At 37.2% G+C, this 15337-nt stretch carries 4 protein-coding genes and 1 pseudogene; all 5 read left to right on the top strand.

Translation table 11 applies throughout. The features are described from left to right. The first annotated feature begins 73 nt into the window (after positions 1-73). Complete coding sequence (locus ACFIM6_RS08045) at positions 74-3214, top strand: autotransporter outer membrane beta-barrel domain-containing protein (RefSeq protein WP_375612400.1); 3141 nt, start codon at positions 74-76, stop codon at positions 3212-3214. Positions 3215-4388: 1174 nt separating this feature from the next. Continuing rightward, entirely contained in the window at positions 4389-7070 is a 2682-nt protein-coding gene (locus ACFIM6_RS08040; protein WP_375612399.1) for an autotransporter outer membrane beta-barrel domain-containing protein, read from the top strand. Positions 7071-7513: 443 nt separating this feature from the next. After that, positions 7514-11044: an autotransporter outer membrane beta-barrel domain-containing protein gene (locus ACFIM6_RS08035; RefSeq protein WP_375612398.1), complete on the top strand. Its 3531-nt coding sequence runs from the start codon at positions 7514-7516 to the stop codon at positions 11042-11044. A 686-nt stretch (positions 11045-11730) separates the two neighbouring features. After that, positions 11731-12458, top strand: a pseudogene (locus tag ACFIM6_RS08030) (autotransporter outer membrane beta-barrel domain-containing protein); the annotation flags it as partial. A 171-nt stretch (positions 12459-12629) separates the two neighbouring features. Next, positions 12630-15337: autotransporter outer membrane beta-barrel domain-containing protein (locus tag ACFIM6_RS08025; protein ID WP_375612397.1), on the top strand; the 2708-nt coding region annotated here is incomplete at its 3' end.

Here is a 15337-nt window from a genome sequence, read left to right as displayed (position 1 = left end):
TGAGGTGTGCAAGGGGGTGTTTTGTAAGTGCTTTTGTTTTTAATGAGAGGGGAAGGAAAGTTTCGAGGGAACTATGATTAAAGTTTTTAGAAATCATGTATGTTTATGTGCTTGTACAACAGCTATCCTCTCTTTGCTTCAAAATGGAAGAGAAGTGTATGCGGCTGCAGAGGGGAACGGTAAACCTTATGTTATAACTGTTACTCCGATTAACGGTATTAGTGTTACTTCTGGTTCTCATCTTAGTGGGAATAATGTGCATAAGTCTCCTCTTAGTGGAGAGAGTGGGCAGAATAATCATTATATTTTTTATCAGATTCCTGTTGGCAATAACGATGAGGGTATTCGTGGGGGAAGTGATTATCGTGGGTTGAGTGGAATGGAGGGATCGAATAATGGTCATATAGATAACTCTGTTAAAGATGCAGGCTTTGATGAAAGAGGTATAAAGCGTGGGTTTTATTACTATAATGGGTTGTATTATATATGCGATAATTGCGGGGAGTCTAAAGGGAAGCCTAAAATTGATAATAAATCTTATAAGATTACGAATGAAAACGTTTCCAATTATCCTGAAAATCCTACTGCTATAACGGTGAAAGGAATAGGTACAGAAGTTCGCGGGAAGGGTGTAACGGTTAGTAGTCAAGTTGCTGATAAAACTTTTCTAGTAGGGGTGCATGTATTAGAGAACGGTAAGATTGTTTTGGAAGATCCGATTATCAAAGGCACAGTTATAGCCCTTCGTGCGAGTGATGGCGTGATTGAGATAAAAAATGGAAAGATTGAGGGAAGCCATGAGGGTGTTGATGCAGCAGAGAAATCGTTTGTTCTTTTAGAAGATACAGAAATTAAGACCGCTAATGGGAATGCAAGTCTTTTAAGTTATGATCATTCAGAAATTTGGATGTCAGGTGGATCAGTTGATTTTATGAACAGTCATGGGATTTTTTCGATGTTAGGTGGAAAAGTAAATCTCGAGAATGTTAAAATTACTGGGAAGGGTAAAGAAAAAAATTCGGATAATCATGCAGTTTTGCGTACGGATTTAGGGGGGGCTGTTAATTTAGAGGGTACTATTGTTAGTACTGGTGGGGGTGTCCATGGCATATTATTAGAAAATAAAGTTAATTCTATTCCTCTTCAGGAAGTTAAAGATTTATCAAATGAAGATTCTGATTCAAAGATTCCTGTGACTGAAGTTAATATGAAATCCTCTTCTGTTACCGTAAAGGGTAAGGGATCTTATGGTATCTATTTTCGGGGAGAGAAGCCATGGAGCGAAGGTGGAGGTAAAAAAGAAGAGATTTCATTAGAGGAAGAAAAAGCTCCACCACGATTAGAAGTTGTTAATTTGGATAAAACAGAGTTTTCTGTTTTAGACGATGCGGCTCTTTATGGTAAAAACATGATTTCTGGTGCGGTGGGGTTGGTACACAGCACTCTTCGTTCAGGGAATTTTTTATTAAAAGCTGAGGAAGGTGCTTCTATAACAGTTTTGGCGGATGCTTCTACTCTTGAGGGTCGCACACACGTTGATAAAGACTCTAATGCTGAGCTTTATTTGGGAGGCCGTTCTAAATGGATTTTACAACAACCGTTGCAAAAAGATCAACACGAGGCTGCACATGATTCTTCTATTTCACTCGTGAGTCTTATGGATGAGAGCTCTATTAATTTTAAAAGACACGAATCTTCTTCTGTTGATGATTATCAAACCCTTCGTATTGGAAAGGGAAAGGGTGAAGTTTATAGAGTACGGGATGGTGCCTCTATTTCCCTTAATACATATCTGAATAGTGGTGGTGCTCTTAATCATCAAAAGACGGATCGTGTTTTAATTCATGGTGATGTTTCGGGAAAAACAAAGCTCCAAGTGCATGGAGTTGCAGGAAGTCCAGGAGGATATACGGGAAAGGGGGGGAATGCTGAAGGTATTTCAGTCATTCAGGTTTCTGGACAAGCAAAGCAAGATTCTTTTCAGTTGGAAGGTGGTTATGTAGCCTTAAACGAATTACCTTATCAGTATAAGCTTTATAGTTATGGTCCAGAATCTGAGTTTGGAAAAGCAAGTATGGATCAGAGATTAGTTGAAGGTAACGGGGAATTTTGGGATTTTCGCCTTGAAAGTAGGTCTATAGATTCTGATGTTCAACCTAAACCAGATCCTTCTCCTAAGCCAATTCCGGGACCAGAACCTTCTCCAGAACCAGCTCCGGAGCCTCATCCTCGTCCTAAGCCGGGCGTTAAGGCTGTTGTTCCGCAGGTTCCGACTTATCTCCTTTTGCCTAATGTCTTACGTCATATTGGTTTGATGAATGTTAACAATCAAAATAAGCGGTTAGAAGCTTTGCGTATTACTTCTGGGGGCTTATTAGAAAGTCGTGAAAATCCTCTCTTTTTTGTGAGCGGTTATGGCGGCAATCATCGTTATACTTCAAATCTTTCCACGCTTGAATATGGTTATGGCGGCGAGTTTGATTATAATGCACTAGAGGCAGGTGTTTTGCTGAAAGCAATCGAAAATATGTATGGTTCCACTTCTTTTGGAGTTATCGGGGCTTACGAGAGATTTTCTTTGCAACCTTTGAATGTTGAGCAGAGTCAAAAAAGTACATTTGATAAATGGTCAGTTACGGCATATGGTGGTATGCAGCATGATGCAGGTTTTTACGTTGATGGTCTTGTGTCTTACGGCTTGTTTAAAGGTGATGTTCTAACAACTGCACGTGGCAAGACGGCAACATTAAAGGGTTTCCCTTTAAGTGCTTCATTGACTGCTGGTAAAACGTTTATGGTGGGGGAGGACGGTTTTGTTTTTGATCCGCAAGTTCAGGTTGTTTATCAATATCTTCAATTTAATAAGGTGCGTGATGTGGATGGCTTTGATATTGATTTAGGAAAGCTTCATCAATGGATAGGGCGTGTTGGGGGGCGTTTAACAAAGAGGCTGGTCGTTACTGATGAGGCTCAAGTTATTTCTTTCTATGGCAAGCTTCATCTTGCTCATGGTTTTGAAGGAAAACAATTTGTGCATTTTAAAGATGCTTTCCAGCTAGGTGCTTTTGGTTCTTCATTAGAAACAGGATTAGGTTTTAATGCCCAATTGTCTCAAAAATTTGCGCTTTACGGCGATTTGGTTTATCAGCACAAACTAACGAAAGCTGGTTTTTCTGGAACAAGTTTTTCAGGTGGATTGCGTTATCATTTCTAGTGTTGTTCCTGTTTTTGATTAATCTTTCAAAAAGCCACAAGTTGTACTTGTGGCTTTTCTCATTATCTATTCATCTTGTGTTATAGCATTTTTACGAGAGTATGACTTTGCATATCTTTAACATGCTTTTAGGTTGGACTTCTTTCGTTTTTTTGAAAAGTCTGAAGAGTTTGTACGTTATTGTTTCAAAATGCGTATTTCAGAGTGATTATTATACTATTTATAATATTTTGATTTATAAAGATATTTTTTAATTTAGGGCGCTGAAATATTTTCAATGCTCTTATGATGAATCCATAAAAAGCATTCCTTTGTCTATTATATGTAAAATTGGCAGGTGGATAATCGTTTAAGAAAGGAGTCAATATAATTTGGGGGATTATGTTAAGAGGAGAGGATTTACAATATTAGAAATTGGCAAAGACAAAGATGCTACTCAGGCGCAATGAGGGCTGTATCCGATAAACTTGATATTATATCTGCTGTCGTTATGAAATGGAGATGGAAATATGAGATATATCTGAGAAAATTGGTGGATTAGAAACATAAATAACGTATTATTTTTTGAAAATGCGTTTTCTTTAAAGAATGTGATAAATAAAAAGATAAAATTATATGTCATTTTCACCTTTTAGATACGGCTCTGAATATTTTAAAATGTTGAAAAGAGATGGTAAAAATCGGAACAGATTTTAATTTTTACACTTTCCTCCTCTTTCTAAATTAGTTCGTATTTCCATAAATACTGCCTAAAACAGCTGTATGTGATAGCTTTGCTTCCCAATTTTGGCATATATTCAGTTTTGTCTGCTTACGAGTGCCCATTGTTTCAATATAATATTTATCTCGAATATTAATTATACACGCTTTGGGTATTGATTAAACAACAGTTAAAATAGGCATTCTTAATGTACAAAAATTCCTTAAAGCTGCTTTTAAATAACAACTTTAAAGATGATTTTCCTCTAATTTTTCAGTTATATTTTTGCAAATCCCTTATAAAAAAATAGATTTAGACTGTATTTTTAGTAACTTTTAAATTCCATATTTACATAAAACACAAAAAGCATTAATAAGATCTGCGCAGTTAATCCAAAACGTATTAATTTTTTCTCTTTGTTAAGTTTTTTGATACATTACGTATTACTTTTATGGGCAAAATTATGGTGTAATTATGGTCAATCTATTTAAAAATCGTTTTTCCTTATGTACTTTTACAACAGCATTTCTTTTTTGTGCACACAATGTTGATGCTACGGTTCAAGGTGGTGCTGTTGTTAATACTGGGGTACAAGATCGTTCTGGCGTTAATGGTAAGACACAAAATAATCAGGATCAATTTTCATGTAGTATGAATAGTGAATTTTATCGGTGTAATGATGGTAAAAAACACTACTTTTACAATAAAAATTATCAAAAAACTGATGAAAATACGAATGAAACTGTTGCTATACAAGCATCTGGAAGAAAAACGCTTCTCTTAGGGAAAAATATAACTGTTAAGGATGCTTCAAGTGCTGTTATTTCAAAAGAAAGTTTTTGGAAGTATGGGGTCGTGGCGAGTGAATATGGACAAGTGATTATAGAAAGAGGAGAGATTAACTTTACAAAGGGTATCGGAGTTAAAATAAAAAATTGGGGACAGGTCGATTTAAGGAGTAGTTCTATTACCGAACAAGGTAGTCAGGGGATGGGTATAGATGACCATAATGAAAATTCAGCTTTTCATGCGTCTAATGGGTTTATCCATTTTGAGAAAGGTAAAGTTAATCTAGCCAATGCTCATGGTTTTTCAATGCATGGGAATAATATCGATGGGAAGGGTGTCTTTATAACTATCGTGGATTCTACGGTTTTGGTAGAAAGTAATACGTCTTATGGGTTGCGTTTTTGGGAGGGACTAGGAGACAGAAATGAGGAAATGAAAGATCACGAGTATCCCTATTCTTTTTATATTTTTGCGGGTGAGGAAGAGATGTTCGGAAGTCTTCCAAAAACGAACTTACCCGTACGAGGGATTGTTGACTTGACAAGAACCTCTTTTACAGTTCCAAAGAGTGCGGCTATTTATAGCAGAGGATCTGGTGGTGTTGTTAGGCTGTTGGATAATTCCAAACTTTCTGGAGATTTATTACTGAAGGTTGAGGATGGCTCTTTTGTGAAGGTTTCAGTGGATGCTTCTACACTTGTAGGGGGGACACATGTTGATGAAAGTTCTTCTGCTGAATTTCGGTTGAGAGGTGATTCAAAATGGATTTTATCACGACCGAAAAATAAAAATTTGCAAGTTCCTAGTTCTATAGGTGTTTCATCAATTTCATTAATACATCTTATTGATAGTTCTATTATTTTTGAACAACCAGAAACTAACATAGTTGATGGCTATCAAACCCTTCGTGTTGGGAGAGGAACAGGTGAAGTTTATAAAGCACAGGGTAATGCACATCTTTATCTCAACACTTATTTGAATAAGGGGGGGGCTCTTCAGAATCAAAAAACGGATCGTTTTTTAATCCATGGTGATATTGAAGGAAAAACGATAGTACATGTGCATGGTGTTTCAGGAAGTCCAGGAGGTGGTACGGAGCGTTATGGAAATGACAAAGGTATCTCGATTATTCAGGTTTCTGGAGTAGCGGAGAAAGATTCTTTCTTGTTGGATGGTGATTATATTGCATTGGACGGTCTACCTTACCAATATAGGCTTCATGCTTATGGCCCAAACTCTGAATTAGGAAGAGCGAGTGCGTCTCAAAGATTAGTCGAAGGTGAAGGAGATTTTTGGGATTTCCGCCTCGAAAATGGATTTATTGATTCTGATACTACATTTAGATTAACTCAGAGTTCTAAACTTAGTTTAGGTGGTGAGCATCATTCTAGGCAAGGCGTTAAGGTTGTTGTGCCTCAGGTTCCAACTTATCTGCTTTTGCCAAATAGTTTATTCCATGCTGGTTTAATGGATATCAGCAATCAAAACAAGCAGTTAGAGACAGTACGGACTAATCCTAGTGGAATGTTGGAAATTCGTGAAAATCCTGCTTCATTTTTGCGTGGCTATGGTGGAAGTTATCGTTATGCCTCAGATTTATCTGCGCTTGAATATGGTTATGGGGGAGATCTAGGGTACTATGCACTAGAGACAGGTGTTTTGCTACAAACTGTTGAAAATGTTGACAGTGTTATATCCTTTGGGGTGATGGGGTCTTATGGAAAGCTTTCTCTACAACCTCGAGATGTTGCACAAAGCCAAAAAAGTACATTTGATAAATGGACTGCTACAGTTTATGGCAGTATGCAGCATGATGTAGGATTCTATGTTGATGGTTTGTTATCTTATGGTCTGTTTAAGGGAGACGTTCTGACAACTGCGCGGGGTAAAACGGCAACATTGAAGGGTAACCCTTTAAGTGTTTCCTTGATGAGTGGTCAGAAAATTGCCACAGGATATGAAGGTGTTGTTTTTGATCCACAGGTTCAGGTTGTTTATCAGCATCTTCAATTTAATGAGGCCCGCGATATTGATAATTTTAATATTGAGATGGATAAACTTGATCAATTGATGGTGCGTATGGGTGGTCGCTTGATAAAGACTCTTACTGCGTCTGAAAAAGATCGTGATGTTTCTTTTTATGGAAAGATTCATTTTGCCCATGATTTTGGAAAAGAAAGGTCTGTGCGCTTTAAAGATTCTTTCCAGTTAGGGGCTTTTGGTTCTTCTCTAGAGGCTGGATTAGGTCTTAATGCTCGCTTGTCTCAAAAATTTGCGCTTCATGGTGATTTGGTTTATCAGCATAAGTTGAGTAAAGGTGGTTTTTCTGGAATCAGTTTTTCTGGTGGATTGCGCTATCGTTTTTAGGATGATCACCTTGAGGTAAGTTGTTTAAAAAACCACAAGCATAGCTTGTGGTTTTTTATTATTTGTTTGCAACTTTTTAAATAAGTTTTTTAAAAAAATGTTTTTTTGCATGAGCAAGTTTGTTTCTTTTTAGAAACGAGATAAGGCTTTCTGGTTTGCAGTTTTTGCTTCTTATGCTGTTTTTCTTCTTTGAGTTTATTTTTATTAAATTCTCTTGAAATCACTGCTTTGGGGTGGAATTTTTATTTCTATCTATATTTTTACGCGTTTTTATAAATAATACAATTTTAAATTGTGATATTTTGGGATTCTGGCTTTACATAAAATATAGGGTGGATATATAAAATACAAAACGTATTTTAATTATCACGCGTAACCAAAGTTATTAAACAGAACGCGTGTTTTTTGTTTTTAGAGAAGGGGAAGAAAGTTTGTAGAAAATTATGTTTAAAAATCATCTCTCTTTATATCATTTTACAACGGTTATTTTTTTCTTTGTATACAATACTGATGCAGGTGAGATTTCTTCTGAGAAGAAGCCATATTCATGTAACGAAAGTGCCTCATTTTATCGCTGTAATGATGGTAAAACGCATGAAATTACCAAGAAAACTTATCAACTTACGGGTGAAAGTTCTTATGCTGCCATAGAGGCATCAGGGAAAAATACAGTCATTGAGGGAGAGGCTATAATCATTAATGGTGTTTCGAATGCACATGGACATTCAGAAACAAACGCTTGGACAACAGCTGTAAAGTCCTCAAATGGGGGAGGCGTTGCTCTATTTGATTCCATGTTAAATAACGTGTCGATAGGGGCCGATATTAATGATGAGGGAGCTTTTGAAATGCAGGATGGGGTGATTAAAGCAACCAGAATGGGGATCAGTGTTGGGGGTAAAGGGTCGTTTGTTTCTTTGACCAAGACAGAGATTAAGACATCTTCTGATGCGATAGGTCTTTTGAGTCATAATGGTGCAAAAATTTATATGAAAGGAGGAAAAATTGATTTTGCTGATGGTATTGGTGTTCAAACAGGAGGAGATGGAGAAATTAATTTAGAGGGCGTTTCTATTACTGGGAGGGGGAAACAGGAAACAAATACAGATAATCATCGTGAAGGTTCTGCTTTTAGTATGCTTCAGGGGAAAGGCTCTCTTAATTTCCAGAAGGGAAACGTTAATGTCGACAATGTTCATGGCATTGTAGTGCAGGGGAATAACCATAATGCTGCTCATATAAAATATTCCAATGTTTTTGTGAGAGGGAATGGATTTAATGGCATGCACTTTTTTTGGGAAGCTGTCTTAAATGATAAAAAAACAATTATACCTGGAAAAGGGACTGTCCATTTGACAAAGACAACTTTTATGGCTCCAGAAAGTACGGCTATTTATAGTCGAGAATTCGAAAGTTCTGTTAAACTCTTACAAAATTCAAAAATTTCTGGAGATTCACTCCTGAAAGCTGTTGAGCGTTCTAATGTAAAGATTGAGGCTGATGCTTCTACCCTTGTAGGAGGCGCACATGTTGATGAAAGTTCTACAGCTAAGATAGATTTAAAAAATGGTTCAAAGTGGATTTTATCGCGACCAAAATATGACAAATTGCAAAATTCTGATGCTTCTGGTTCTAGGTTAAAAGATTATTCTTCTATTTCATCGGTTAATCTTACGGATAGTTCTCTTGTTTTTGAAGAATTAAAATCTAAAAAAACAAATGGTTATCAGACACTTCTCATTGGAAAAGGATTTGGGACTGTCTATAAAGCGCACGGTGATGTGAATCTTTATCTTAATGCATATTTGGATAAAGGCGGAGCTCTGCAAGAGCAAAAAACTGACCGGCTTTTAATCAATGGTGATCTTGAAGGAAAAACAACAGTTCATGTTTATAAGATTCCTGGAAGTTCAGGGGCATTGACGGGAGATGGTGGTAATAATCAGGGGATTTCCATTATTCAGGTTTATGGAAAAGCCATGGAAGATTCTTTTCAGTTAAAGGGGGGGTATGTCACACTTGAAGCCTCCCCCTATCAGTATCATCTTAAGAGTTATGGTCCAGGCTCTTCTTTAGGGGCGGCAGATTCCAATCAAAGAGTGCTTAAAAACTCTGGAACATTTTGGGATTTCCGACTTGAAAGTCAATTTGTTGATTCCACTAAAGTTTTTCCTGTTCTTGATTTGGTTGTCCCCCCTTCTTCTGATGATATTCCTTCTTTTTCTAAAATTCATCCTAATATTACTGGAGGTGAGGATGGTTCTATTGATTCTAACTCTCAGCAAAAGTCTCAGGAGCCAAGTCTTTCTTCTCCTGTAGATTCTCCTGATAGGGATTCCCATCTTACGACCACACCTAATGTATCTGATGTTTTTGTACTTGAGATCCCCAATCCTCTTTCCTCTCTTGCACCTGTTGTTCCCGCTATTGCTGAATCTAATCCAGTTTCTCCACCTGCATCTGGTTCACCTGTTCCGTCATCTGTTTCATCCACTCCTTCTGTTGTTTCCCCAGTTGCATCTGGTTCACCTGTTCCGTCATCTGTTTCATCCACTCCTTCTGTTGTTTCCCCAGTTGCATCTGGTTCACCTGTTCCGTCATCTGTTTCACCCACTCCTTCTGTTGTTTCCCCAGTTGCATCTGGTTCTTCTGTTCCGCCATCTGTTTCACCCACTCCTTCTGTTGTTTCCCCAGTTGCATCTGGTTCACCTGTTCCGCCGCATGTTTCACCCACTCCTTCTGTTGTTTCCCCAGTTGCATCTGGTTCACCTGTTCCGTCATCTGTTTCATCCACTCCTTCTGTTGTTTCCCCAGTTGCATCTGGTTCACCTGTTCCGTCATCTGTTTCACCCACTCCTTCTGTTGTTTCCCCAGTTGCATCTGGTTCTTCTGTTCCGCCATCTGTTTCACCCACTCCTTTTGTTGTTACTCCACCTGCGTCTGGTTCTTCTGTTCCGGCATCTGTTTTTGAGCCTTCTTCTCATTTTGAGCCAAATGTGAGAGTCGTTGTTCCACAGGTTTTGACTTATATTCTTGTGCCAAATACCTTATTTTATGCTGGATTGATGGATATCAGTAATCAAAGCAAGCAGTTGCAAGCGCTGCGAACTGTTCCTGGTCGGTTGTTGAAAAATGATGAAAATCCCGCTTTGTTTTTGCGCGGTTACGGTGGACATCATCATTATACTTCAAATTTGTCTGCATTTAAATATGGTGATTATGGCGGTGAGCTTGATTATAATGCACTAGAGGCAGGTATTTTACTCAAGAAAATCGAAAGTGCATACAGTACGACATCTTTTGGGATTATGGGAAATTATGGCAAGCTTTCTTTGCAGCCTCGAAAGGTTAAACAAAGTCAAGAAAGTATATTTGATAAATGGACAATAACAGCATATGGAAGCATGCAGCATGATACGGGTCTCTATATGGATGGTCTCTTCTCTTATGGTTTGTTTAATGGAAATGTTCTCACACTTGAGCGAGGTAAAACGGCTGCATTGAGAGGGAAGCCCCTAAGTGTTTCTTTAATTGCTGGTAAAACGTTTATGATAGGCAGCCGATATTTTATTTTTGAACCACAGGTTCAGTTTGTTTATCAAAATCTCCAGTTTCATAAGACTCGTGATATTGATAATTTTAATATTGATATGCGAAGTCCAGATCATTGGGGGATGCGTATTGGTGGGTATTTAACGAAGACACTTACATTTACTAAAGATAAAGATGCACATGTTCTCTCATTCTATGGTAAGCTTCATTTCATTCGTAGTTTTGATGATAAACAATTTGTATATTTTAAAGATGCCTTCCAGCTTGGTTCCTTTGGGACTTCTTTAGAAGCTGGATTTGGTGTTTTTTCGCAATTATCTCCCAAAATTATTTTTCATAGCGATCTGATTTATCAGCATAAATTTACGAGTGACGGCTTTTCCGGAACGCATTTTTCTGGTGGATTAAGTTATCATTTTTAATTGTATTTTTCTTTAATACATCCTTTGTGAAAGACATAAGCACAAAACATAGTTTTGTTGTGTCGTTTTTCTGATTTTTGACTTTACATATAATACAAAACAAATTATATGTAACGGTACATAATAAGTAGATGAACTAGGTGTGTCTTTTCAGTTTTTTATGAATAAAATAAAGGAAGTTTAGACTAAATTATGATTAAAGTACTAAAACGCTATGTGTGTGTTCTCTTACGACCTCTATTTCTTTCTTCGTGCACAATATAGATGTGAGTGCAGAAGATTATAACCCCTCGTGTAATTCTCTTTTTAAGTCGTATTCGTGTGATACAGTTGATGCTTCTCGTACTTTTGGAAGTCGTAATAAGTTATATATGAGTGGATTGGATAGGAGGACTACAGGTGTTATTTTTACAATACGAGCTCATAACATAGTTATTAAGCCGCAAAAAAGTAAAGGGGAAAAAGGCTTTCAGGAACTGATGGAATTTTAGAATTAAAGAGATCTGAGAAGATTACATCAGCAGTGATTGTGTCAAAAGATAATAAAACTTCTTTTAAAAAGAGTTCTATTACAGGAAATGGCGAAAAGAAAAGTGGTAGAAATGCTACGTTATCTCAATCTGTGTTTGGTGTGAAGCAGGGTGGTTCTTTCCTTTGATGAAGGTAAGATTCAGGTTTCTGCTGTTCATGGTATAGAGGCAAGTGTCTTGCTCAATGCGATTGAGGATACACATCACACTTTGAGCTTTGGAATAATGGAGAATAATGGAAAAAAACTTTCTACAACCTCAAGATGTTAAAGAAAGCAAAAAAGTACATTTGATAAATGGTCTATTACAGTATATGGCAGCATGCAGCATGATACAGGCTTTTATATAGATGTCCTTTTTTCCTATGGTTTATTTAAAGGGGATGTTCTCACGCAAGCAAGAGGCAAGACAGCAACATTGAAGGAAACACCTTTGAGTGCTTCATTGATTGCGGGCAAGTCATTTACGACAGGGCATAAAGGGGTTATTTTTGATCCGCAGGTTTAGGTTATTTATCAAAATGTGCGGTTTGATAAGGCGTCTGATATTGATGGTTTTGATATTGAGATGGGAAAACTTGATTTATGGGTGATGCGTGTTGGTGGTCTTTAAGAAAGATGCTTGCTGCTTCTGAAGAGGCTCTTGTTGTTTCTTTCAATTGCGAGCTTCAGCTTGCCATTAGTTTTAGAGGAAAACAACGTGTGCGGTTTGGAGATGAATTCCAATAAGGGCTTTTGGCTCTTCTCTAGAAACTGGAATGGGATTGAAGGCTCAGTTGTCTTCAAACTTTGCTTTGCATGGAGATGTAACTTATCAGCATTGCCTTAGAAAAGGTGGTTTTTCAGGGATTATTTTTTTCAGGCGGTTTATACTATCGTTTTTAGGTGCCTATGAAATATAGAGTAATTTTTACATAAGTTATAGAGTGTTTTTGAAGTATAAAGTGATTATTTAAGTTTTATACTTGCTATTTTTAGTGTGTTTAACTTAATGTTATGGGGGATGTTTTTTATTTTTAACTAACAGGGGGAGAAAGGCAAATTGGGAATAAAGTTATGGTTAATGTATTAAGCGGGTATAGATTTTTATTTATTACAACGGCTATTGTTTCTTTTTTGCCAATCGTGAGTGTTAATGCGAATCCTAATAATTTAGGAACTTCCTGTAATGTATCAGGGAGTTTTTTTACATATAGCGATAGTAAAAAACATACGATAAGTAATAAAAATTATACTCCTTCTGTCTCTTCTCTAGATGATTTTATTGCTGTCTTCTCTATAGAAAAAGAGGGAACTGTTTTAAATTTATTAGAGACAAATATTATCTCGCATAGGCCAAAGCAGTCATTTTTATATAGTGCATCTGTAAAAGATGATGGCAAGCTTGTTCTAACCAATTCAAATATTAAGGATATGTCCGGTTTTCGTGTTCAGAACGGGCAAGTTGTGATGAATAGAGGGAAGATTGAAGGTAGTTTGCAAGCTGTATGTGCAGAAGGAAAAAAAACCGATATTGCTTTAGTGAGCGTAAATATTGATATTGTATCAGATAATTTGAATGCAAAAGGGATTGGATTTGTTAGTAGTTCTGATGCATTCATTAGGATGTCAGGCAGTACTATTACTTTTAATGAGATTGGTGCGTTTTCAACACAATTTGGGGGAAAATATCTTATTGATACAACCAATATTCAGGGAAAAGGTAAGAAACACACGATTGTAGTTGATAATGAAAGTATTGATGAATTTCCAAGAGCTTTTGACATATCACAGGGTGGTAATGTTCAATTACGTGGTGATTTTATTCAGCTCACTGATATGCATGGCTTCTTGATTACGAATTTTGCAGGTTATGCAGATGCTGAAGGTAAATTGGTTCAAGAATACGCTTCATCAAATGAGTTTAAAAAGACAAATATTAAGATTGAAGGAACAGAAATTTCTGTTCAGGGTGAGGGAGTATACGGTCTGTATTTTTATGGATTAGGTCCAGATGTATGGGGTGATATGTTTAAGGTAGGGAGTGAAAAACTTTCAAAAGTAGAAAAAATTGTTTGGGGTGAAGCATCTTTGCATTTGTCACAGACAACTTTTTCAGTTCCTGATGGTATTGCCATTTATAGTACGGGAGATGATATTTATGGAGCTGAAGCTACCATTGAATTAACAGAAAGGACAAAGATCTCTGGTGATTTATTGTTAAAGGCTCAAAATAATTCTTCTCTATTGGTGAAAGCAAAGAATTCTACCCTTACAGGGGGTATTCGTGTTGAGGATGTATCAACTGTTCACTTAGAATTAACACATGGCTCTGCATGGTATCTCACCAAAAGGAAACATACAGATTTACAGGAATCTCTTCCTGTAGATTCATTACTTTCGTCTATAAGCATTTCTGATAGCACAATTTTTTTTGATAAATTTATATCTCAAGATTATCAAACGCTATATATTGGAAAAGTATATATTGAGAAAGGAAGTAATCTAAATGACATAAATCCAATAGAGGGGATACAATATGATAAAGAAGCCTATAATGCAAAGGGAAATGTGCAGATTAAGATGAGTGCGTTTGTGAATAATGACGGCTCGTTTAATCCTCAAAAAACTGATCGTATTTTGATCTACGGGAATGTTTTGGGAAGTACACTGCTCATGATGGAGAAATTTTCCAAAACCTTAGAAGGAGAAGCTGGCAATAAAGGAAGTCAAAGTATTTCACTTGTTCAAGTTGCTGGGACAGCAGAGGAAAGTTCTTTTAAGTTAGCCAATAGTTATACTACGGTGAATGGATTTCCTTATCAATATAAACTTCGTGTCTATGGTCCAAGTTCTTCTTCTGGAAATGCAGATCCAAAGAATAGATTGGTTGTTGGAGAAGGGGATTTTTGGGATTTTCGTCTCGAAAGTGTTTATATTGGTCCTGAATTAGATTCTTCTGAAACTGCTTCTAAGCCAACGTCTACAGTTTTACCTCCTCAATCTGAAGAAGAGACGGTTCCTTCTAAACGACCAACAGAGACTATTTCACCTGAACAACCCCCTTCTGTTGAGCCTCCACTTATACCATCTACACCTTCTTTGCCTGAGGGATCTGAACCGTCTGAAACATTTATCCCTACGGATTCGACGCTGACTCCTTCTGCACCAGTTCCGTCTCCCTCTGTACCAACAGTTCCAGAAAATCCTTCTGCTGTGCCTATGCCTGCACCATTTGTTCCAGTTGAGACTTCTACGGATGAGGTTATGCCATCTAAGCCATCTGTTCCGGTATCACCTTCATCTACAGATTCTGTTTCTCCTCCTTCTACCCCTGTTGAACCAAAGCCATCTGGGGATTCTGCCCCTATTAATCCTTCGTTTAATCTCCAAATTAGAGCTGTTGTTCCACAGGTTCCAACTTATCTTCTTTTGCCAAATGCCTTATTTCATGCTGGTTTAGTGGATATGATCACGCAAAATAAGACGTTGGAGACAATGCGGAATGCTTTTCATTCTTCTTGGAAAGAGAATGAAAAGACAGCCTTTTTTCTGCGTGCTTATGGGGGGAGCCATCATTATGCTTCCAATTTATCTGCTTTTGAATATGGCTATGGTGCTGAGCTCGATTATAACGCACTTGAAGCAGGTGTTTTGTTAAACGAGATTGAGAGTTTATATGGTCGTACATTCTTTGGAGTTTTAGGGAACTATGGAAATCTTTCTCTACACCCTCAGGATGTTGAACAAAGCAAAAAAAGCGCATTTAATAAATGGTCTGTTGC

It is taken from the genome of Bartonella sp. AA9NXGY, assembly GCF_042196845.1.
In the GTDB taxonomy this organism is placed as follows: Bacteria; Pseudomonadota; Alphaproteobacteria; order Rhizobiales; family Rhizobiaceae; genus Bartonella.
This window is presented reverse-complemented; position numbering and strand designations above follow the sequence as displayed.